Here is a 20,419-nt window from a genome sequence, read left to right as displayed (position 1 = left end):
CGCTCCGACCTGGGTTTGTAGTCTCGGGGCACGCCGAAAGGAGGTGGTCCGAACAATGGTTGATCATAGTTGGGCTAGCGAGGTGGCTGTCCGCTAGGACGCCGCGACTCCGGACTCTGTCCGGGCGTCTGGCGACGTTCGGCGAATCCACGACAATCACCGGAACCCCGGGCTGCCAGAGGGCGGGCCGTCCCGTCTCGGACGGGTCCCCCGTCTTTGGTCCATCTGGCCCTCCTGAACGGCAGGAGGAGCAGGCCCGGGGTTCTTCCCTTTTTCACCGGACCTGTTCTCACCGGACCTGTTCTCACCGCACCTGTTCTCAAGGGCCTTTTCTCCCCGCCCGAACTCCTGTTCTCCCGGCCTTGAGCCCCCGACCCTCCGCGCCGGCTCCCTGACGCCTCCGTGCCCCCGCTTCCGGCACCCTCCGCGCCGGGCCCCGGCGGTCAGTGCTCGCCGCGGGCGGGGACGCCGAGGGCGGCGCAGGCGTCCTGGTAGAGGCGGACCACTTCCCTGCGGACCTGGGCGCGCTCGGTCAGCGTGGCGCTCCACGGCACCCGCACCGCGACGTCCTGACCGCCGACCACGGCGGCGAACTCGATCGCCTCCGCGTCAACCCCTGTCGTGGTCGCGCTGGTGGCCTCGGACTGCCCGCCGAGGCCCTTGCAGATCAGCAGCGCGTCATCGCGATGATCGTCGTTCATGTGCCGCTTGATGGCGTCGACCACTTCAGGGGTAAAAGGGGAATCCATGCGCCAAATCGTAGCTATTACCCCTCAGACGCGGAGCCGGCCACCTTCTTGAGCTCGGCGGAGATGTGCGACTGCAGCGGCTGCCCCATGGCCGCCATGTCGTAGGCCCACATCAGGTTGCCGTTGACCAGGCCGTAGAGGCGGTGACCGGCGGTGTATTCCTTGGCGGTGGCGGTGCGGGCCACCACGTCGGTGTGGAGCTCGACCTTGTTGAAGACCACCTCGCCGAGATAGATCTCCACGATGCCGGTCGGATGCGTCAGGCACACCTCCAGCTGGCGGTCGGGCAGCTGGCGCCAGAAGCCGGTCTCGGTGGCCAGCGGGCGGACCGTGTTGCCCGCCGCGTCGAGCAACCAGGTGCGGCTGGTGTAGGTCAGGAAGGGCTTGCCGTTGTGACCGAAGACGATCTCCTGGCCGAAGTTGAAGCTCTCCATCGTCGGGTATCCACCCACCCCGGCACCTTCCCAGCGGCCCAGGAGGAAGGCGATCGGCTCAAGGTCGGGATGCAGTTCGGGAACGTCCATGCGTTCGAGCCTAGGCCCGGCACGGCACGGCTCGCGCCCGTGACACGGCCCCGCATAGGCTTCGGGCATGGCACGATCACTGGTAATCAAGGTGACCGCCGGCGAGGACGCACCCGAGCGCTGCAACCAGGCGTTCACGGTGGCCGCGGCGGCGTTGGCGAGCGGGGTCCCCGTCTCTCTCTGGCTGACCGGCGAGTCGTCGTGGTTCGCCCTGCCCGGGCGGGCGAAGGAGTTCACGCTCCCGCACGCCCCCCAGCTCGGCGACCTGCTCGACGCGGTGCTGGCCGCGGGCCGCGTGACGCTGTGCACCCAGTGCGCGGCCCGGCGCGACATCACGGTGGACGACGTGATCGAGGGTGTGCGCATCGCGGGCGCCCCGACCTTCGTCGAGGAGGTCCTCGGCGAAGGGGTCCAGGCACTCGTCTACTGACGGGAGCCGGCCCCTGCTGACGGGAGCCGGCCCCGCTCCACCGGCGGGGCCGGGGCCACTCGGCCGCCGACGGGGAGGCGCCCCCTCGCGGGGCTCCACCCCCGTACGGCCCTGTCCTCCTACGGCCCCGTCCGCCTACGGCCCCGTCCGCCTACGGCTCCACCCTCCGGCGTCCGGCCGGCTGGTGTGACGCCGGCCCCGTGAGGAGTTGAGTGCTGCCCGAAAACACCGCTTTGGACTGGAAGGCCGTGGACCGGCCAGATGGGCGACAACACGCGCCCGCTGAGGGAGACCAGATGGGCACCGTCCGGGGCGGCGGCTCTCAGTGGGGCAGCACCGCGGCCAGCCGCTCCTGGCGGAGCCGCTCGAACCAGGTGTCGTCGATCGGCGGGAGCTGGGCGCCGACCGCCCAGCTCAGCAGGAGGTCGGCGAGGCCGGGGTTGCGGGCGAGCGCGGGACCGTGCAGGTAGGTGCCGACGATCCTGCCGGCGTAGCAGCCCTCGGTGCCGTCGCCGTTGCCGGTGCCGACCGTCGTGCGGGCCAGCGGCCGGACGCCGGGGCCCAGCCGGGTGACGCCCATGTGGTTCTCGAAGCCGGTCAGCGTCGGGATGCCGAGGGCCGGGTCGGCCTCACCGGCCAGCTCGCCGACCGCGCGGCCGGTCCCGCGGCCGCTGGCGATGTCGATCAGCCCGATGCCGTCGACCGGCTGCCCCTCCTCGCCGCCGAACGTGGTGCCCATGATCTGGTAACCCGCGCAGACGGCCAGCAGGCAGGCGCCGCGCGCCACGGCCCGGTGCAGGCCGCCGTCCCGGCGCAGCCGCTCGGCGGCCAGGATCTGCGGCCGGTCCTCGCCGCCGCCGATCAGGTAGATGTCGCCGCCCTCCGGCACCGGGTCGGCCGAGCGCACGTGAACGGTCTCGACCGGGATGCCGCGGCGCTGGGCGCGCTGCTCCAGGACCAGGACGTTGCCCTGGTCCCCGTAGGTGCTCAACAGGTCCGGGTAGATCCAGACGAGTCGCAGGGCGCTGTCAGACTGCACGACCGAACTCCGATCGAATCTGCTGGAAGGCGGTGTAGTTGGCGATCACGTCGACCTTGCCCGGCGGCTGCGCGGCGAGTGCCTGCTCGAAGGAGTCGACCAGCTGGAAGGGCACTCCGGCCACGTCCAGCCGGAGCGCGAGGTCGAGGCGGCGCTCCCCGGCGACGTAGACCGGCCTGCCGCGCAGGACCCGGTAGTCGACGTCCCACAGCCAGGAGGTGTCACGGCCGTCGGGGCCCTGGGCGTTGACCGACAGGATCACCGGCAGCGAGCGGTCGAGCACGTCGAACGCCTCCAGCCAGCCGGCGGGGTTCTTGGCGAGCAGCAGCCGGGCGTGCCGCCCGTCGCGCTGCACGGTGGTGTAGCGGCCCGCGACGGACTTGACCTCGCGCAGGCGGGGCAGCGCCCGCTGGATCGGCAGGCCGAACGTCTCGGCGGTGGCCAGCGCGATCACCGCGTTGGCCCGGTTGGCCCGGCCGGGGAGCTGGATGTCGAGCACCCAGCGCTGCCTGCGCGGGTCGATCACCGCGTCGTCGTCGAGGATCCAGGACGGCTCGGGACGGCGGAAGGTGCACTCGCGGCAGGCCCAGTCGTTCTCGGCCGTGCGGGAGGTGACCATGCCCGAGACGTGGCCGCCGGGCGGGGTGTATTCCATGCCCTTGCGGTCGAGCGGGCCGCCGCACTCCGGGCAGCACCAGGAGTCTTCCTTCCACGGCTGCCCGGCCGACACCCAGGTGACCCTGGTGGCCGTGGAGGCGCCCCAGGTCACCAGCGGGTCGTCGGCGTTGGCGATCACGTGGGTGTTCTTGCCGGCGAGCGCCCGGCGCCACTTCTGGGCCAGCAGCCAGATCTCACCGGCCCGGTCCATCTGGTCGCGGCTGAGGTTCATCAGGACGATCACGCCGGCCCCGGTGGTGTCGATCACCTCGGGCAGGTATTTCTCGTCGACCTCCAGGACTCCGTAGGGGGCGTCCTTGGCCGACGACAGCGCCGATACGTGCCCGGCGGGCATGTTGGCGCCGAAGGCGTTGGTGGCGACGTCGCCGAGGTCCTGCAGCGCGGAGGTGATCAGGCGGGTCGTGGTGGTCTTGCCGTTGGTCGCGCTCACCAGCGCCAGCTTGCGGTCCTGCGCGAGCTGGCGCAGCAGGTCGGGCTCCAGCGCCAGGCCGACCCGGCCGCCGATCACCGATCCGTCGCCACGGCCGGTCGCCCTGGACAGGGTCGCGGCCGTCCGGCCGAGAGCACTCGCGAGCTGCGCCCGCAGCGGAAGCTGAGTCATGCCGTCTCCTCGCCTAGCGGCCTGTCACAGGACGGCTCGGCAAGCCGGGCCTGGTCCGCCGAATCGCTCATGCCGCAGATCCTAGCCGTGGTTGGGCGCTGTCCCCGTCCGGCGGCGCCCCGCGCCGGTCCGTGAAGGGCACGGTCCGGGCGCGGGCGGCCGAGGGCCCGGGCACGGATGTCCGAGGACCCGGACACGGGCGCCCAGAGGTCCGGGCGCGCTCCCCGCAGCCCCCGGCGCCGGGCACGGGCCCGCGCCACCAGGGCCGCCGGCCGGCCCGCTCCCGAAGAGGCCGTCGGCGCGGCCGTAGGGACAATCACCACAGATCGCTTCATACAGTGATGATTACACTACTCACTGAAGGCGAGTTCGGCGGTCTCCGGTGACGCCGCGTCGAACGGCAGCACGAAGCGGTGCGGCCAGGACAGCACACTCTCCAGCCAGCCCGCCCCCATCGTCTGGGCCACGTGCCGCAGCCGCTCGGCCGGGTCGACGCCGATCGTCACCGTGAGGATGTCCCGCTCCACGCCCTCGTGCCCGTCGTCGCCGAGGATCACCCGCCAGGCCAGTGCCCGGTTGCGGTCCACCTCCATGGAGAGCGGGTGGTGGCGCAGCGCCTTGGCCCGGTGGCCGAGCAGTTCGGAGCCGTTCGCGGGGCGGCTGAACAGCGGGTATTCCATGACCGGCGCGGCACCGCGCGGGTTGGGCGCGGGCTGCCCGTAGGGGAACAGCCGGTCCACCTCGTGCAGCCAGCGGACCTGCGGGATGACCCAGGCGGGGCCGGGCCGCTCGCCGACCTCCCGGTCGGGCCCCAGCAGCCGGGTCGCCGCCGTGGCCACCTGCTCGGTCAGCTTCACCGGGTCGCTGACGGTCCGCAGCGACCACGCCCGGCGGCCCACGCTGCGCTCCACCGCCGTGGCGAGCAGGCATTCCCGCCGCCGCAGCGGGAGCTCGGCCCACAGGTCGGCCAGCGCCCGGGGGACCCCCGGGACCGGCCGGTCGGTGCAGAAGGCCAGCACCAGGGTGTCGGTCCAGATCCGCAGCCAGGCCCACTCGGGCGCGTCGGCGAGCAGGTCGGCCTCGCGGAGCTCGACGAGCGTGCACGCCCGGCCGGTCCTGCACTCCTGGCCGCACGCCGCCGAACGGCGGCCGCAGATCGGCGGCATGTGGCCGGGGACCAGCCGCTCGCGGTCCTCCCCCAGCGGCACCTGGACCCGCAGCGGCCGGTCCATCCCGTCGGCGAAGACCGCCGCGACGCCCGGCTGCAACGAGACGACCTGCCGCGACTGCTCCTCGCTCAGGTTCATCGCGGCCCCCACGAGCTGCCGGTCGTCCTCGGCCGGGAGCCGGTGCACGACCTTCAGCGCCGTGTTCTTCACGACGTCGGAGACCAGCTTGGTGGGGATCTGCTCGGCCACCACGATGCCCTCGCCGTACGCGCGGATCTCGGCGAGCATGCCCGCCAGGAGCTCGACCGCGTGCGTGCTGGCCCGCCCGGCGCCGCGGTCGCGGAGCAGCCGGTGCGCCTCCTCGATCACGATGACGTGCCGGAGCCCGCTGCTCCGCTCCTTCCTGGCCCGCATCCGCAGGTGCTCGACGATCCGGATGATCAGCGTGCCCATCAGGAACGCCTTGTCCTCGTCGTTGGCCACGTCCTCGATCGCGAACACCACGTTGCGCTGGAGCAGGTCGCCGATGTCGGCCGGGTGGCCGCCCTCGAAGAACCGGCCCGCCGAGCCGACCCGCAGCGACCGCAGCCGCAGCGAGATGAAGCCCTCGACGTCGGCCTGGACCTCCTTGCCGTAACCGATCTCCTTGATCACGTCCATCGCGTGCTGCTGCAACTGCTCAAGCGTCGGTACGGCGGGCCGCACGGCGGCGCCGGGAGCCGCCCAGCCGGTGACCACGTCCCAGCCGTTGGCCTCGTAGACCCGCTGCAGGGCGAGCGACATGATCTGCGGGAACGGCTCCTCGGCGTCGAAGGCCGCCATGAACAGCGCCCGGACCATGTCGATGTGGGCCTGGACCGGATAGCCGGGCTCCGGGGCGAGCGGGTTGACGCTGAACGGCACGCTGTCCGGGGCCGACGGGTTGATCACGGTCACCGGGGCGAGGTGCTCGACCCTGCCGCCCATCGCGGCGTACTCGGACTTGGCCGGCTCGATCGCCAGCCACGGGATGCCGGCCCCGGTGAGCTGCTCCAACAGGTGCCTGACGGTCTGGGACTTGCCCGAGCCGGTGGCGCCGGTGATGAACGCGTGCCGGTTCAGGGTCGCCAGCGGGACCCGGAACGGGCCGACCCCCCTGTCCTGCCCGTCCAGGATCGACCCGAGGTCGATGGTCCTGGCGCCCGGCGTGACGTCCGCCTCGCTGGTCACGTCGAAGAAGCCCGAGTCGAGCACCCGGACCCCGGGCACCTCTCGGCGGGGCAGCCCGGCGAGCGCGGCCAGCGCCCCGGCGGTGGCCGCGAACGGGGCCGCGGTGCCGTCGGCGGGGTCCTGCAGGGTCACCGACAGCGCCTCGGCGAAGCCGTACACCGGACCGGCCAGCGCGCTGCGCAGGCGGTAGGGGTGGTGGCTCATCTCGGCCGAGCCGACCAGCACGGGGGCGATCTGGCGCAGCTCCTCGGGCCCGGCGGCGCCGGCCAGCACCCGCACGCTCCAGAGCCCGGCCTCGCGGAAGGCGTCCAGCTCCTGCATGCGCCGCTCGGCCCGCTCGGCGTCGTAGCGCGAGCGCTCGGAGGCATCGCCGTACTGTCTCAGCACGTTGAGCTGGGTCCGCAGATGCGCCACCTCGGCGTCCAGCAGGTCGGTCTGCTCGGCCACCACCAGCCAGGCGAACGGCCGGGACATGAGCGTGACCAGCGTGGACTCGAAGAGCGTGGGCCGCCTGAGCTCGTCGGCGTCCGGCTCGCGGCGGCCCCCGAGCGGCGGGGCCTGCCGGCCCGGACAGGCGGTCCAGGCCAGGTCGGACAGGTCGCGGAGCCACTCGTCGCCGATCCGCACGCCCCGGGCGCCACTGGGGAACAGCAGCGGCTCCGGGCCGGCGGGGAACGGCCCGCTCTCGGCGGCGGCCCGGCGCGGCGGGCGCGGCGGCGTCAGCGGCCCGGCGTTGGTGATGAGCTCCAGCGGGGCGCCGGAGCCCCGGGAGAGCCAGCCGGCCACGAACGGCCGGCCGCGCTGGGCTGCGGAGAGCACCGCGGGCAGGACGGTGACGAAGTCCCATTCCGCCGACGACGTGCGCGTGGGCGCAGCGATCGCCTGGATCCGGTACCAGGGACCGGTCAGACCGGCCGGAGGACGGGACACGCTTGGCTGCATTTGGTCTCCACCCAGGGGACCCGGCCCGAGGCCGGGGGGTTGACGCTTCACGGACCGCCCCGCCGTACCGGCCGGCGGGGCTCCGGGGGCAGGTCACCCCAACAACCAAGGTCGAACCTTCCGAGGGGATCGCACCCCCGCATTGGCGATGCCATTACCACAAAGAGACGCTTCATTGGCGTCTGCGCCAGTCGAGCCGGGGTGGCGGCGGGCCCAGGTTCGGCGGGGCGTCCTCGAACAGGCTCGGTTCGCGCGGCTCCCGCTGCTCGCGCGGCTCCCGCGGCCCGGCGCCGTCCAGGACGGCCTCCTTGATCTCGTCGAACTCCCCCAGCGTCGTCTTCGGGAAGGTCAGTATCGCGGGGTTGGCGTCGGCGAGGCGGACCCGGCGTCCGTGGGCGGTGGCGTCGGTGACGATCACCGAGGTGGTGGGGAGCTGCTGGAGCTGGTGAGGCTCGACGAGGAACTCGCGGGAGCGGTGCAGCACCCGCTCGGTCTCCCCCATCGCCTTGGTCGCGCGGCGGCCCCACTCGGTGGACTCGGTGATGTCCTCCTTGAGGTCCGCGCGGCTCACCTCCCGGCCGTCCTCGCCCTCCTCCGCCTGGCCGACGGTGGAGACGTAGCCGCCGTCCATCCCGGCGCCGTCGGCGCTGATCGTCTCGGTGAGCTGGGCCAGCTCCAGCCGGTGCTCGGTGCCGACGTGCTCGCTGGCGATCCGGGCGTCCTCGGCGTTGCCCAGCCGCATGAACGTCACCGCCGCGTGCCCCCGGCCGAGCCGTTCCCGCACGGTCGGGGTGAGCGAGCGGTAGGTGAGCACCAGACCGGTCCGGGAGGTCTCGCAGGCGTCCATCAGCCGGTCGAGCACGTCGCCGCGGAGCTTGTCCGCGCCCGCGACGATGATCGTGTGATACCAGGGCCGCTCGGAGGCGGGCGACTGGCGCAGGATGTGGGTGAGGGCGGTGGCCACGTAGGTCCCGAGGACCCGGTTGCCGAACACGCCCGCCTGCCGGTCCATCGACACCACCCGCAGGCGCGCCGGCGGCAGCCGTACCGCCTCCGAGCCGAGGGTCTCCAGCTTGCGCAGCTGGGACTCCAGCGCCCAGGCCCGCTCGATCACCACCCGGTCGCTGACGCCCCGGCCGAACAGCGTGCCGATGCGCTCCAGCTGGCCGGCGGTGATCAGGCCGAACCTGAGGTCGTCGCGCGGGTCGCCGACCTGGGCCAGGGCCCGGAGGGCGGCGGTGACCTGGTTGATCGTGGCGTTCTCGCCGAGAACCTCCAGGACCCGCTCCAGGATCGCGTTGTCGAACGACAGGTCCCGGGTGGTGCGGTGCTCCTCGCTGACGCTCACCACGTGGGCGAGCACGTCGGCGAACGCCTCCGGAGGCAGCGTCGCGCCCAGGTCGAGCCTGGGGAGGTCCACCGGGAGCACCCAGACCAGCGGGTCGTCCCCGCCCCTGCGCGCCAGCTCGACCAGGTCCTTGGCGATCGCGCCCTCGGACAGGTCGAGCACGGTCAGGTGGCCGCCGCTGTAGAGCCGGGTCGCGCCGAGCAGGGTGATCAGCGCCGACCAGCCGGGCAGCGTGCCCCCGGCGACGTCGATCCGGTCGATCTCGTCCGGCACGGCCACCGCGTACCAGGTGAGCTGGCGGTCGTGGCGCTCCTTCTTCTCGGCCCACTCCCGGTAGCGGACGGCGTGCTCCTCCTGGGCGTGGAAGAGATCCCTGTCGCGCTCCTCCCGCTGCCGGGCGCCGACCGCCTGGCGCTCCCGGATCCGGTGGCGGACCGCCCTGTCGCCCTGGTGGATCGCGTATGTGCAGAAGACCGCCACCCCGCCGGCGGCGATCAGCCCCACGGCGGCGAACGACCAGTTCAGCAGCTCGGTGACACCGAGCAGAAGGATCAGTACGGCGAGCCCCGCCACGAACACCCTGAAGATCTTCACCGGCCGGTTGAGCAGGTCCTCGTTGAGCCGTTCCCGGCGCACCCACTCGGGGTCGACCGGGTCGGCGGGGTCCTCGACGGGAGAGGGGCGTTTCGGGGCCGGGCCCGGATCAGGGTGCAGCAGGGCATACTGCCAGCCCAGGTAGATCCGGTCCGCCTGGAGCTGCGCATGCTCGGGATGCACGTCCGCCACGGAACCTCCGCCATAGGGCTCTCGCCGCCTCGGTGACAGCGTAAGAGTTAGACCTCCTATTCGGGCAGCGTTCCCGTCAATCCGCTGCATTTTCCCCATGTTTAGTGCCACTTATGGGGTGTATGAGTCGGTTGGGGTGGAGGTCAGCGATTACCATCCTTTGTCATGACGTCTCCCCCCGGTGGCGAAACCAGCCGACGACGCCCGATCGCAGTGCCGGCCGCCGCCCTGGTCATAGCCACCGGCCTGGGGATCACCGCGGCGCTCGGCGGGTTCGGCGAAGCCCCCGACGAACCCCCCAAACAGCTCGGCCCGGGCTCCAGCCTTGACCAGGGCGAGTTCATGACCAAGTTCGTGGAGTACAGGTCGCTGTTCCAGCGCGACCCGTTCGGCGGCCAGGGCAAGCGCTTCGTCGAGATCGAACTTGAGATCACGAACAAGAGCGACGAGACCACCGGCGTGGGAGCGCCCCGCAACGGGAAATCACCGGGTTTCTTCTTCGCCGAGTCCCTGCTGAAGATGACCCCGGAGATCAAGAGTGAGAACGGGCCGCTCATCACCATTCCGGACGAGGGCGTGCCGAGCAGGCAGTTGCACCCGGGGATGACCTCCACCGTCGTGGTCAGATACGAGCTGCCGGACGGGGACCGCCCACCCAGGAAGATCCAGCTCGACGTCGGCACCTTCGAGCTGACGGAGGGGTTCATGCTCGGCTCCGCCTGGAACCTGGTCAAGGACGGCGACGACCCGGACTCCCCGCCCGAGGTGGCGGCGCAGGTCACCCTCCCCGTCAAGCAAGGAGGGACCCTGTGACGAGCACCGAGACCCCGGCCCGGCCCGAGCAGGCCGCCGGTCGCCGGGCCCCCGCCCCGCCGAGCCGGTGGCGCCGGGCGGGCGTCCTGAGCATCGGCGTGGCGCTGGCGGCGGCGGCGGTCGGCCTGCAGACGCTCGGCCTGGACCGGGATGCCCGCACGGCCCACCTGACCTGGACCGGAGGCGTCGGCGAGGAGGTCTCCGCCTCCCGCTTCTCCGCACGGGTCAAGGCCGTGCACGCCGCCAAGGCCATCGAGACGACGGGTCTGAGCGGCGCGGTGGAACGGGCCACCACCTCCGGGATCTTCCTGATCGCCGAGGTGGGGGCGACGGCCAACCGGGAACCGCAGAAGTTCGCCACCCCGACGCTGCTGGTCGAGGACGGCAAGCGCTACGCGGCCACCGACAAGGTCGACGCCTCCAAGACCATCACCAACCCCTTCATCCAGGTGGGCTGGTGGGCCGAGAGCGTGGCGATCTTCGAGGTCCCGGTGGCCGCCCTGCCGGGATCCCGGCTCGTGCTCGCCCCGAAGAACGGATTCATCGGAGAGGCGCTCCTGCCCGAGGTGGAGATCGACCTGGGCCTCGACGAGTCCGCCGCACAGCGCCTGATCTCGAACGCGAAGGACGTCTACCAGTTGGCGAGCAAGAAGTGACGGGCACGCCGCACTCGGAGAACGAGGGCAGCCCCGACTGGTTCACCCCTCAGGAGAAGCGGTCCTCCGGAGAGCACCGGCCCCCCTCGGAGACCGGCCTCCCCCCAGAGCTCCGCTCACCCCAGAAGACCCGGTCACCCCTGGAAGAGGGTTTCCCCTCAGAGACCCGGGCACCCCTCGAAGGTGGTTTCCCCCCGGAGACCCGACCGCTGGGGGACGACCGCCCCACCGCCTCCTCGCGGGAGTCCCAGCAGGGTGCCTCCTGGTCCAGCGGTGCCTGGCCCACGCTTCCGGTCGCACCCGGCGCCCACGCCGCCCCGCAGGCCCCACCTCCTGGCCCCGGCGGCCACCCAGGCACGCCCCCGCCCGGGACCCACCCCATGGCCCCACCCCTTGGCCCCGGCGCATCCGCGTCCGCCGCCGGCGCCCAGGCCGCGCCGCAGACATCCTCTGGCCCCGGCGCCCACACCGCGCCACAGCCATACCCCACGCCCGCCGGCCACCCCGGCGCACCCGCCCCCGGGGCCCACGCCATGGCCCCACACCACGGTGCCCACGCCGCCCCGCAGGCCCCACTTCCTGGCCCCGGCGGCCACCCAGGCGCGCCCACACCCGAAACCCACCCCGTGGCCCCACCCGCCGGCGCCCAGGCCGCACCGCAGGCGCCCCCTGGCCCCGGTGCGCCCGTCCCCGGCGGCCATGCCGTACCACCGCTCGCGCCGGAGATGCGCCCTCTGCCCGGCTCGGGCCCCGGCGGCCATGCCGTACCGCCGCCCAGCCCCGGGGGCCGCCCCCCGGGTCCCGGCCGCCGCGAGCCCGGCGGTCCCCCGAACCCGTCCGGGCGTCCGGAGGCTTCCCGGGGCCGTTCCGGCGGGACCCCGCTCCCGGGGCTTCCGATTGACGCCAACTGGACGCCCGGCCCCCGGCGGGCCTTCTCCGACGAGCAGGTCTGGCCACCCGTGCCGAGGCCCGTGAGCGAGCCCTCGGACCCCTCGACCCAGCCGTTCCCCGCCGTCCCGAGCACCCCGCTGCCCAGGCCCGCTCCCCCGGCCGCGCCCGGAGTCGGGGCGACCGTCCCGGGAGCCGCACCCGTTCCCGCGGCCGGGGCGACCGTCCCCGGACCCACGGCCGGGACCGGGACCGGAGCCGCGGCCGGGACTCCGGCCTTGCCGGAGGAGGCCGCCCCGGCCGCCGACCCCGTCCCGCCGCGACGCCGTACGGCGCTGCGGATCGGCGGCGCGGTGCTCGCCGTGGCGCTGGGCATGGGGATCCCCACCTGGAACGGGTACGTCTTCTACCGGAGCGGCAATCCCGCCTACCAGATCCACACCGTGGCCGCCGGAGGCACCGGGACGCTCATGAACGTGGCCTGGAAGGTCAAGGTGGAGCAGGCCGACAACCTCCCGGGCGCGCGTCCGATCAAGGCCGACCAGCGGTGGCTGAAGATCACGGTGACCAGGACGTCCCTGAACACCGAGGGCGTGATCCGGCGGGGCGACCCCACGGTGAAGGTCAAGCACCCCGACGGCCGCGCGTGGCAGACCGAGACCGTCGGCAACACCCTGCCCGTGGAGGTCAAGGACCACAAGATCGGCACCGGCTACGACTACAACCTGGTCAGCCTGGTGCCCCAGAGCGTGGCCGGCAAGGTCGAGGTCGAGGTCCTGCCGAGCACGATCCGGGTGCCGCTGGAGGAGGAGTCCGTGGAGGACATGTTCAAGCGGGTGGGGACGGAGAAGAACGACCCGCAGGACCAGGTGCTGCTGTTCAGGCGGTGAGCGTCTCCCCCGCCTCGCGGCTGCGGGTGGCGGCGATGTCGAACGTGGCCGCCAGCAGGCAGGTCGTCAGCACCGCCACGACCAGGTCCTCGACGAAGTCGAGGGGCGGGCCGGTGATCAGCCAGAGGTAGGGCTCCTCACTGCCGATCAGCGTCCGCAGCCCGCGGTGGGCGTAGTCGCCTCCCACCCGGAGCGCGACGTAGCACAGGCAGAACATGCCGAACAGTGCGGCGCCACCGCGGGCGGCGAGCCGGAAGGCGTTCGCGGGCGGGACCCAGCGCTCCTGGAACCCGGTCGTGGCCCGGGTCATGGTGTTGCGGGTCAGGGTGTGCGTCTGTTCCATCCGGTCGGCCACGGCGTCCAGCCGGGTCCCCCGCACGACCGCCCGGGTGTCCTCGGCGAAGGCGCCGTAGACCAGCGAGGCGACCGTGAGCCAGGTCAGTGGCACGATCAGCCCGTCCACGATGTGCGGCCAGACCTCGCCGACCCCGTCCCAGAACGCCTTCCACCACGGAATGCTCTTCTCGGCGTCCTCGATCCAGCCGCTGACCGCGGCTATGACGGAGCGGTGCGACAGCCAGTCGGCCCGCGCGCCGGTGAAGGTGAACATCGCGTTGATGCTGTAGAAGGCGAAGGCCAGCTCGAAGAACGTGGTGAGGAGGCCGCTGCCCTTGACCTTGCCGTTGGCGTGCCACCAGCCGAACAGCGTCTTGAGCAGGTACGCCACCACGGCGATGGCGATGGACAGCCGCACGTCCAGCCCGATGAGGGCGGTGCCCCCCTGGCCCTGGACCCCGGCGAAGGCTCCCTTGAGGTCCTGGTCGGCCTGGTTCACCAGGTCGAGCGTGGCGAACTCGCGCGCGTCCTCCCCCTGGAAGTTCCAGGCCATGTAGATCGTGGCGAAGACGAGCGTGGCCCGGTTGAGCGCGCCGAACATGCTCTCGTCGGCCTCGCCGCCCTCCCGCCGCGCCCGGATCTCCCGGAGCGCGCCGCGCACCGCGTGCAGCATGCCGACCATGACCACGAGCTCGTTCAGCACGATCAGTGTGAAGATCAGCATCGTGATGGCGAACCGCAGTTGCTGGTAGTCGCCGTGGGCGACCTCGGTCCCCGTCCACAGCAGGGCGGCGCGGACCGCCCGCCCCGCCGAGAACCAGATCACCAGTGAGAGCGCGCAGGCGCCGAGGATCCTGAGCGTGTGCAGGGGCAGGGAGTACGCCGTAAGCGTGGCCTGCGCCCGGCCGGCGGCTCGCGGCGGGGATGACGGCGTGGGCATAACAGACGTTCCGGACACTCGATGAATCGTAGCGACCCGCCGTGACCGGCCACAGCGAAACGCCCGCCCGAAACGCCCGCCCGACCGGACCCGGCGGATCGGACGGCCCGGCCGGCGCCGGGCACGCCAGGTCCCGGTCAGGCCCCGCTCTCGGTCCAGGCCCCAGTCTCGGTCCAGGTCTCGGCCCCCGGTCAGGCGCCGGTTCAGCGGATCAGGCTCCACGTCAGCCCGGCGATCTCCTCGGCGGGGCGGGGCGGGTGCTCCTCCAGCCAGCCGGTGAGGACCCCGATGAGCGCGCCCGCCAGGTAGTGGGCGTGGATCTCCGGCGGCACGTCGCCGTGGCCCGGAGGGCGGGAGCCCGCCGCGAACGGACCGCGCAGCTCCGCGACCAGCGCCTCGCGCAGGCGGGCGCAGAAGCGGGCGCTGCCGTACGGCCCGAGCATCCGCCGGTAGAGCGGGGCCCGGAGGCCGACATGCTCGAACAGCGCCACCAGTGACGCCGGGACCGGCCCTGCCTCCCCGTAGGGACAGCGCGCGGCCTCGGCGGCCAGCTCGCCGACGGCCGCCTCCATGGCGTCCAGCACGAGATCGTCGCGGTCGCGGTAGTGGACGTAGACGGTGGCCCGGTTGACCTCGGCCCGCTGGGCGATCTCGGCGACCGTGACCGAATCGGGGTCGCGCTCGGCGGAGAGCTCCAGGACCGCGGCGCGCAGGCGGGCGCGGGTCCGGCGGACCCGCGGGTCGTCTTCAGTCATGCGGCCAAGATTAAACGACACATGTCGAATAAACGACAGCCGTCGTTTGTTACACCGGCCATGAAGCGCATCGAAGTCTGGGCCGACATGGTCTGCGCCTGGGCCTACATCGGCAAGCGACGCCTGGAGAAGGCCGGATTCGGCGAGGACGTGGAGATCGTCTGGCGTCCCTTCCAGATCGACCCCATGGCTCCGGCCACGGCCGAGCCGCTGGAGGAGGCGCTGCGCGACCCGGTCGCCGAGGGCGCCCTGCGGGCCTGCAACCCCGACCTGACTCCGGCGGAGAACCGGGCCCGCGTCGCGCGCGTCGCCGCCGGGGAGGGGCTCGGCCCGCGCTGGGGCGCCGCCTGGCGCTCGAACACCTTCGACGCCCACCGGCTGGTCGCCCTCGCCCTCGAGCGGGGCGGGGCCGCCCTGCAGGACGCCGTCGTCGAGCGGATCATGCGCGCCCACTTCGCCGAGGCCGCCGACATCGGCGACCGGGCCACCCTGGTGGCGCTCGCCGCGGAGGCCGGCCTGGAGGGCATGGCGGAGGCGCTCGACGCCGGGGAGGGGACCGCCGAGGTCCGCTCCCAGCTCCTGCGCGGCAAGGCCATCGGCGTGGCCACCTCGCCGACCTTCGTGGTGGGCGGTACAGCGGTCGCGGGCGCGCAGCCGCCGGAGGTCCTGGAGGATCTCCTGCGGCGGGCCGTCCCGGAGCGGGAGCTCCCCGACGAGGTCAGGCTCCTGCGCCAGGCCGAGTCCCTGCTTGAGGTCCGGGACCCCCTCGGCGCGCTGCAGACCCTGGAGCCGCTGCTGGCCGGCCACGGCGACGACCCCGCCGTCCGCCTGCTGGCCGCCCGCGCCTACTTCGGCTCGGCCCAGCTCAACCGGGCGAAGGAGACCCTGGAGTCGCTGCTGGAGCGCTCGCCCGGCGACCACTACGCCAGGTTCCTGCTCGGCAGGACCCTGGAGCGGGCCAACCGCCACACCGAGGCGCTGCCGCACCTCCGCCTGGCGGCGGCCATGTCCCCGGAGCCCGGCTACACCGACGCGCTACACCGCGTCGAGAGCCGGGTCCCGTGACGGCGGACGGCACCGCCCGCCCCGGCGCCGGGGCGGCGCCCGACGGGGCCCGGAACGGCTGAGAGCCGGGGCCCGAACGGCCGAGGGCCGGCACCCCGTGTGGGATGCCGGCCCTCAGCCGTGTCGGATGAGGTCAGACAGCTACCGCGAGCTGGGTGACCTCGCCCAGGCGGGCCTGGGCCTTGATGTCCTTGGTGACACCGCCGCCCGCGATGATGCGGACGGTCCACTCACCCGGAGCGGCGAAGAAGCGGAAGACGCCCTCCTCCGACACCACGACCTCCCCGGTGAACTCACCGGAGTGGTCCAGCAGCCGGGCATAGGCCGTGCCCGCACCCGACACCACCCCCTGGATGACCGCCTGGGTCGACAGGTCGATCCCGGCCGGAAGAGCGATCGTCTGCTCCGGAGCAGCGCAACCCTGAGTCGTCATTATCGAGCCTCTCCCAGTTCGATCGGCACGCCCACCAGCGAGCCGTACTCGGTCCATGAGCCGTCGTAGTTCTTCACACTCGCCTGGTCGAGGATCTCGTGCAGCACGAACCACGTGTGCGCCGAGCGCTCGCCGATACGGCAGTAGGCGATGGTGTCCTTGGCGAAGTCGACGCCCTCGCCGGCGTACAGGGCCCTGAGGTCCTCGTCGGACTTGAAGGTGCCGTCGTCGTTGGCCGCCTTCGACCACGGGATGTTGCGGGCGGTCGGCACGTGGCCGCCGCGCTGGGCCGCCTCCTGCGGGACGTGCGCGGGGGCCAGCAGCTTGCCGGTGAACTCGTCCGGCGAGCGCACGTCGACCAGGTTGAGCTTGCCGATCGCGGCGAGCACGTCGTCGCGGAAGGCGCGCAGCGAGTGGTCCTGCTCGCTGGCCCGGTAGTCGGTGGCGGGGCGTACGGGGACGTCCTTGACCAGCTCACGGGAGTCGAGCTCCCACTTCTTGCGGCCGCCGTCGAGGAGCTTGACGTCGCGGTGGCCGTAGAGCTTGAAGTACCAGTAGGCGTAGGCGGCGAACCAGTTGTTGTTGCCGCCGTACAGGACCACGGTGTCGTCGTTGCCGATGCCCCGGGAGGACAGAAGCGCCTGGAAGCCCTCGCGGTCGACGAAGTCACGGCGGACCGGGTCCTGGAGGTCCTGCTTCCAGTCGATCTTCACGGCGCCACGGATGTGGCCCTTGTCGTAGGCACTGGTGTCCTCGTCGACCTCGACGAGAACGATGCCGTCGGTGTCGAGGTTGGCCTCGACCCAGTCAGCGTCCACCAGGGCGGCGGAGCGGCTCATGAATCCTCCGGGATTATCTTGCGGCGGGCAGTAAACGGCGAATGATGAGAAACATCTCGCAGCCGAGGCAGAAGCCGAAAGCTGCGTTGAGGAAGGCGGCGAAGAGAGCCGCGGCGACGGCGCCGAGGGCCAACGGCGTGATCTGCGTGATGTATCCGACCAAGCCCACCAGGGCGAAGGCAAGTCCGACCCCCTGCGCGAAGCGCGGCGGGGCGGCGTCCTCCAGCTCCCTGGGAGGGCTCTTCACTATCCCTTTGAAAACCATCCCGTACGGCGAGGCGCCGAAGATGCCCAGCGCGAACACCAGGGCCTGTGCGGCCAGCAGCCATGCGCTCCCTGTGATCAGGACGAGCGCGAGGACGATGGTCGTCACAGCCGCGGCGGAGCGGAGAGCCCGGGGATCAGCCTGCATCGCTTGATGCTCCCTGAAGGGTTGTGCAGATCGGTGCGGCTCAACGGCCGCTTGAGATCGCCCTTAGGAAACGCGACAGAGCGCGGTGGTCACGCGGCAGAAATCAACCGCGCGCCGCTTCGTCAGCAGCTCTGTCGTGGGGTTCATGCCGATGACACTACCCCGACGTTCCGGGATCTGTCACATCCCTGTCCAATTCCTGAGACAAGATTGCTCAACGGGCGGTAGGGTCCGCCATCCGCCCACCGCATGCCCACGGTCCGGCCGCCAGACCGTCCATCCACCGGACCGCCGCACCGCCCATCCGCCGGACCGCCGGACGCTCATCGGCGACCCGCCGGTCACTCGTCGACGGCCAGCCCCAGGGCCCCGATCACGTCGGCCTTCCGCGGCTGCCCGGAGGCGCGCTTGACGACCTTCCCCGACGCGTCGAGGACCAGCACGGTAGGGGTGCGCAGGACGTTCAGCGACCGGACCAGGTCGAGACGGGCCTCCGCGTCGATCTCCACGTGCGCCACCCCCGGCACCAGCTCCGTCACCTCGGCGAGGATCCGGCGGGTCGCCCGGCAGGGCTGGCAGAAGGCGCTGGAGAACTGCACGAGCGTGGCCCGCTCTCCCAGCCCCGTTCCGAGGTCGCCGGATGTCAGCCGCTCCACGTCGCCCCCCACCTCGCGTGGCACGCCGCTGCGCCGGCGCACCACCACGCCCACCAGCGTGGCGACGGCCAGCGTGACGAGCACCACCGTCAACCCGGTCACGGAGCACGACAACACGCGGCCGTGCCGCGCCATTCCCCCGGCCGGAGCGCCGGCGCTCAGGGCAGTGCGACGCTGACCAGCATCCGGCCTCCGGCGGTGAGGATCTCGAACTTCGTGATGTTCGCGGGAGGGATCGTGGTGGTGCCGGTGAAGGCGCCCGAGGCGTCGTAGGCGGCCCTGTCGACGATCCAGTTGCCGGCCGTCTCCCGGACCCCGCCGACGCCGACCACGTCCAGCCGGCAGCGGGTGCCCTTGGCGACCCCGGTGAGCACGACCTTGACCGTCGTCGCCTTCTCCCCCGGCGACGCGGTCACCGTGGCACGGATGGAGCCGTTGCTGGCCGTGGCCTTCCGCTCGCCGGTGTCCAGCATGAGCCGCGCGTCGCCCTCGGTCACGGCCGACTGCGAGGGAGCGGCGCGCTCCTTCGCCGAGTGGCCGCCGTCGTCCTGCGCCGAGAAGGGCGCGGTGCTCTCGGCGGCGCCGGAGGACTGGGGCGCGGACGCCGTCGTGGCGTTCTGAGCGGTCTGGGTGGTCGACCACAGGGTCCCGCCGACCCCCACCAGCACGACCGAGGCGGCCAGCGAGAGCAGCGCCCGGGTCAGGCGGCGGCGCCGTTTGACCTTGGCGCTGAGCAGCCGGTCGAGCACCGCCTGGGGCGGGCTGCTCACCTGCGCCACGTCCGCCTCGGACACCCGTCCGAGGAACGTGGCCACGCCGGTCAGCTCCTCGAACTCGGCCTGGCAGCCGGCGCACTCGGCCAGATGCGCCTCGACGAGCACGCACTCCTCGGGCTCCAGAGCCCCGAGCACGTACGCCCCGAGGGAAATCCGCACTTCTTCACAGGTCGTCATCATCATGGCGCGAGCCCCCGCTCCTCCAGCGCCAGCTTCAGCGCGCGAAGCGCGTAATAGGTGCGCGACTTCACCGTTCCCGCAGGGATGCCGAGCGCCTCAGCGGCCTCCTTGACCGACTTCCCCTGGTAGTAGACCTCGGCGAGCACCTCGCGGTGCTCGGGCCGCAGCGTGGCCAGAGCCTCGGCCACCGCCCAGGACTCCACGGCCCGCTCAAGCTCGTCGTCGGCGGGCAGCACGGCGAGCGCCTCGGCGCCCGTCTCCGGGGGACGCGACTTGCGCGCCCGGTGCTGGTCGACGACGAGGTTGCGGGCCACTGTGAACAGCCACGCGCGGATGGGCCGCCCGCTGAGAGCGTCGGGATGCCGCCAGGCCCGCAACAGCGTTTCCTGCACGACGTCCTCCGCTCTCCCCGGGTCACCCGTCAGCCGCAGTACGTAGCCGTAGAGTGGCCCGCCGTGCTCGTCGAAGAGCGCTCTGACGAGCTGCTCGTCGGCGGTTCCGGCTTGACTCACATCCTCACGACGTACGGCGGGGCGGATCGGTTCGGACACGGGGACGGGTCAGCTCCGGAGGGGGACGTCGGACGCCTCACCGGAGATCTGGAGCCCTTCCGGCACGGTCTTCACATCGGTCACCTTGAGGTTGAACGGCAGGTTCTTGATCGGGATCTGGTAGCTGATGAACCGCTCGGGCCGGGGCACCGGGATGCCGCCGCCGAGCGTGACCTGCTCGGGGACGAACTTCACCCCGCCCTCGACCAGCTCGATCTTCATCTTGGCCTTCGCCGGCACCTTCTGGCCCAGCACGGTGATCTCTCCGTTGACGTTGAGGCCGTCGCCGTCGCCGTCGACCTCGACCTTGATCCCACGCGGAGCCCGCTGGTTGAGCGTATCCAGGGAGAGCACCACGGTGCCCGCGACGCGCTCGGCGCGTATGTCCACCTGGTCGGCGCGGAGCACCAGGTCGTCCAGCGGCGCGGTGACCCCGTGGAGGGTGAAGTCCACGCTGGACAGCCGGACCCCGGCCAGGCTCATCGCGCCCGCGGCGACCTTGACCTCGTCATACCGCCCGGCGACCGCCTGGGTGAGGAACGGGATGCCGACGATGGTCACCTCGGGCGGGGTCGCGAGGTCGTATTTGGCCGTCGCCCGGGTGGCGATCTCCCGCTGCACCCCCGAGACCGCGACCCGGTCCAGGACCGCGAGGAGAACGAGCAGCAAAATCAGAAAAGCGACCAGCTTACGCATCCGATCCCCTGTCCATTCGCCCGATCCGGCCAGCGTGCCATCGCAGCACTTCCCCTGG

Annotated in this window: 21 protein-coding genes; 5 read left to right on the top strand and 16 right to left on the bottom strand. The window is 72.3% G+C overall.

Translation table 11 applies throughout. From position 1 onward, the window contains the following. Positions 1-443: 443 nt before the first annotated feature. Together ACWDS7_RS03915 and ACWDS7_RS03910 are read right to left on the bottom strand one after the other, a co-directional pair. Complete coding sequence (locus ACWDS7_RS03915) at positions 444-749, bottom strand: DUF2470 domain-containing protein (protein WP_451928001.1); 306 nt, start codon at positions 747-749, stop codon at positions 444-446. A gap of 17 nt (positions 750-766) precedes the next feature. Next, positions 767-1,273: an FABP family protein gene (locus ACWDS7_RS03910; protein ID WP_306859949.1), complete on the bottom strand. Its 507-nt coding sequence runs from the start codon at positions 1,271-1,273 to the stop codon at positions 767-769. A gap of 67 nt (positions 1,274-1,340) precedes the next feature. On the opposite strand from ACWDS7_RS03910, the gene ACWDS7_RS03905 reads away from it, so the two are divergent. Continuing rightward, complete coding sequence (locus tag ACWDS7_RS03905) at positions 1,341-1,703, top strand: DsrE family protein (protein ID WP_451928000.1); 363 nt, start codon at positions 1,341-1,343, stop codon at positions 1,701-1,703. 322 nt (positions 1,704-2,025) lie between these two features. On the opposite strand, the gene ACWDS7_RS03900 is transcribed toward ACWDS7_RS03905, so the two are convergent. From ACWDS7_RS03900 to ACWDS7_RS03885, 4 genes are all read right to left on the bottom strand, one after another. Then, positions 2,026-2,742: a type 1 glutamine amidotransferase gene (locus ACWDS7_RS03900; protein ID WP_451927999.1), complete on the bottom strand. Its 717-nt coding sequence runs from the start codon at positions 2,740-2,742 to the stop codon at positions 2,026-2,028. Then, on the bottom strand, positions 2,732-4,021 hold the full coding sequence (locus ACWDS7_RS03895) for a MurT ligase domain-containing protein (RefSeq protein WP_306859955.1): 1,290 nt from the start codon (positions 4,019-4,021) through the stop codon (positions 2,732-2,734). Before ACWDS7_RS03895 ends, ACWDS7_RS03900 begins: the two co-directional genes overlap by 11 nt. A gap of 350 nt (positions 4,022-4,371) precedes the next feature. After that, on the bottom strand, positions 4,372-7,329 hold the full coding sequence (locus ACWDS7_RS03890; RefSeq protein ID WP_451927998.1) for an ATP-binding protein: 2,958 nt from the start codon (positions 7,327-7,329) through the stop codon (positions 4,372-4,374). A 184-nt stretch (positions 7,330-7,513) separates the two neighbouring features. After that, entirely contained in the window at positions 7,514-9,475 is a 1,962-nt protein-coding gene (locus ACWDS7_RS03885) for a hypothetical protein (protein ID WP_451927997.1), read from the bottom strand. Positions 9,476-9,640: 165 nt separating this feature from the next. Here ACWDS7_RS03885 and ACWDS7_RS03880 point away from each other — a divergent pair, with 165 nt between their 5' ends. The 3 genes from ACWDS7_RS03880 to ACWDS7_RS03870 all read left to right on the top strand — a co-directional run bounded on the left by ACWDS7_RS03880 (position 9,641) and on the right by ACWDS7_RS03870 (position 12,722). Next, complete coding sequence (locus ACWDS7_RS03880; RefSeq protein WP_451927996.1) at positions 9,641-10,288, top strand: hypothetical protein; 648 nt, start codon at positions 9,641-9,643, stop codon at positions 10,286-10,288. Then, positions 10,285-10,944, top strand: a complete 660-nt coding sequence (locus tag ACWDS7_RS03875) for a hypothetical protein (protein ID WP_451927995.1) — start codon at positions 10,285-10,287, stop codon at positions 10,942-10,944. The genes ACWDS7_RS03880 and ACWDS7_RS03875 overlap by 4 nt, the downstream gene beginning before the upstream one ends. 971 nt (positions 10,945-11,915) lie before the next feature. Further along, on the top strand, positions 11,916-12,722 hold the full coding sequence (locus tag ACWDS7_RS03870; RefSeq protein ID WP_451927994.1) for a hypothetical protein: 807 nt from the start codon (positions 11,916-11,918) through the stop codon (positions 12,720-12,722). Here ACWDS7_RS03870 and ACWDS7_RS03865 read toward each other — a convergent pair. Both ACWDS7_RS03865 and ACWDS7_RS03860 read right to left on the bottom strand, forming a co-directional pair. Then, positions 12,712-13,998 carry a hypothetical protein gene (locus tag ACWDS7_RS03865; protein WP_451927993.1) on the bottom strand — a complete coding sequence of 429 codons (1,287 nt, stop codon included), beginning with the start codon at positions 13,996-13,998 and terminating at the stop codon, positions 12,712-12,714. The two genes, ACWDS7_RS03870 and ACWDS7_RS03865, sit on opposite strands and share 11 nt — an antisense overlap. A gap of 203 nt (positions 13,999-14,201) precedes the next feature. Then, a complete protein-coding gene (locus ACWDS7_RS03860; RefSeq protein ID WP_306859969.1) occupies positions 14,202-14,753 on the bottom strand; it encodes a TetR/AcrR family transcriptional regulator in 552 nt (183 codons plus the stop codon). A 60-nt stretch (positions 14,754-14,813) separates the two neighbouring features. Between ACWDS7_RS03860 and ACWDS7_RS03855 the strand changes: the two genes are divergently transcribed. Further along, positions 14,814-15,818: a DsbA family protein gene (locus tag ACWDS7_RS03855; protein WP_451927992.1), complete on the top strand. Its 1,005-nt coding sequence runs from the start codon at positions 14,814-14,816 to the stop codon at positions 15,816-15,818. Positions 15,819-15,951: 133 nt separating this feature from the next. Here ACWDS7_RS03855 and ACWDS7_RS03850 read toward each other — a convergent pair whose 3' ends face one another. The 8 genes from ACWDS7_RS03850 to ACWDS7_RS03815 all read right to left on the bottom strand — a co-directional run bounded on the left by ACWDS7_RS03850 (position 15,952) and on the right by ACWDS7_RS03815 (position 20,361). Continuing rightward, positions 15,952-16,251: a DUF1416 domain-containing protein gene (locus ACWDS7_RS03850; RefSeq protein ID WP_306859973.1), complete on the bottom strand. Its 300-nt coding sequence runs from the start codon at positions 16,249-16,251 to the stop codon at positions 15,952-15,954. After that, positions 16,251-17,090, bottom strand: a complete 840-nt coding sequence (locus ACWDS7_RS03845) for a sulfurtransferase (RefSeq protein ID WP_451927991.1) — start codon at positions 17,088-17,090, stop codon at positions 16,251-16,253. Before ACWDS7_RS03845 ends, ACWDS7_RS03850 begins: the two co-directional genes overlap by 1 nt. 13 nt (positions 17,091-17,103) lie before the next feature. After that, complete coding sequence (locus ACWDS7_RS03840) at positions 17,104-17,502, bottom strand: DUF4395 domain-containing protein (protein ID WP_306859978.1); 399 nt, start codon at positions 17,500-17,502, stop codon at positions 17,104-17,106. Positions 17,503-17,565: 63 nt separating this feature from the next. Beyond that, positions 17,566-17,649: a putative leader peptide gene (locus ACWDS7_RS03835; RefSeq protein ID WP_362807785.1), complete on the bottom strand. Its 84-nt coding sequence runs from the start codon at positions 17,647-17,649 to the stop codon at positions 17,566-17,568. Between the two features lie 194 nt (positions 17,650-17,843). Then, the gene (locus tag ACWDS7_RS03830; RefSeq protein ID WP_451927990.1) at positions 17,844-18,260 is read right to left on the bottom strand and encodes a thioredoxin family protein; all 417 of its coding nucleotides are present in this window, start codon (positions 18,258-18,260) and stop codon (positions 17,844-17,846) included. 56 nt (positions 18,261-18,316) lie between these two features. Further along, positions 18,317-19,117: an anti-sigma factor family protein gene (locus ACWDS7_RS03825; protein WP_451927989.1), complete on the bottom strand. Its 801-nt coding sequence runs from the start codon at positions 19,115-19,117 to the stop codon at positions 18,317-18,319. Continuing rightward, positions 19,114-19,626 carry a sigma-70 family RNA polymerase sigma factor gene (locus ACWDS7_RS03820; RefSeq protein ID WP_031166096.1) on the bottom strand — a complete coding sequence of 171 codons (513 nt, stop codon included), beginning with the start codon at positions 19,624-19,626 and terminating at the stop codon, positions 19,114-19,116. Before ACWDS7_RS03820 ends, ACWDS7_RS03825 begins: the two co-directional genes overlap by 4 nt. Before the next feature lie 48 nt (positions 19,627-19,674). After that, complete coding sequence (locus tag ACWDS7_RS03815) at positions 19,675-20,361, bottom strand: LmeA family phospholipid-binding protein (protein ID WP_306859983.1); 687 nt, start codon at positions 20,359-20,361, stop codon at positions 19,675-19,677. Positions 20,362-20,419 lie beyond the last annotated feature (58 nt).

This window comes from Streptosporangium sp. NPDC003464 (assembly GCF_053588315.1).
Note: the sequence above shows the minus strand (reverse complement) of the source record. Positions and strands in the feature narration are given on the sequence as shown.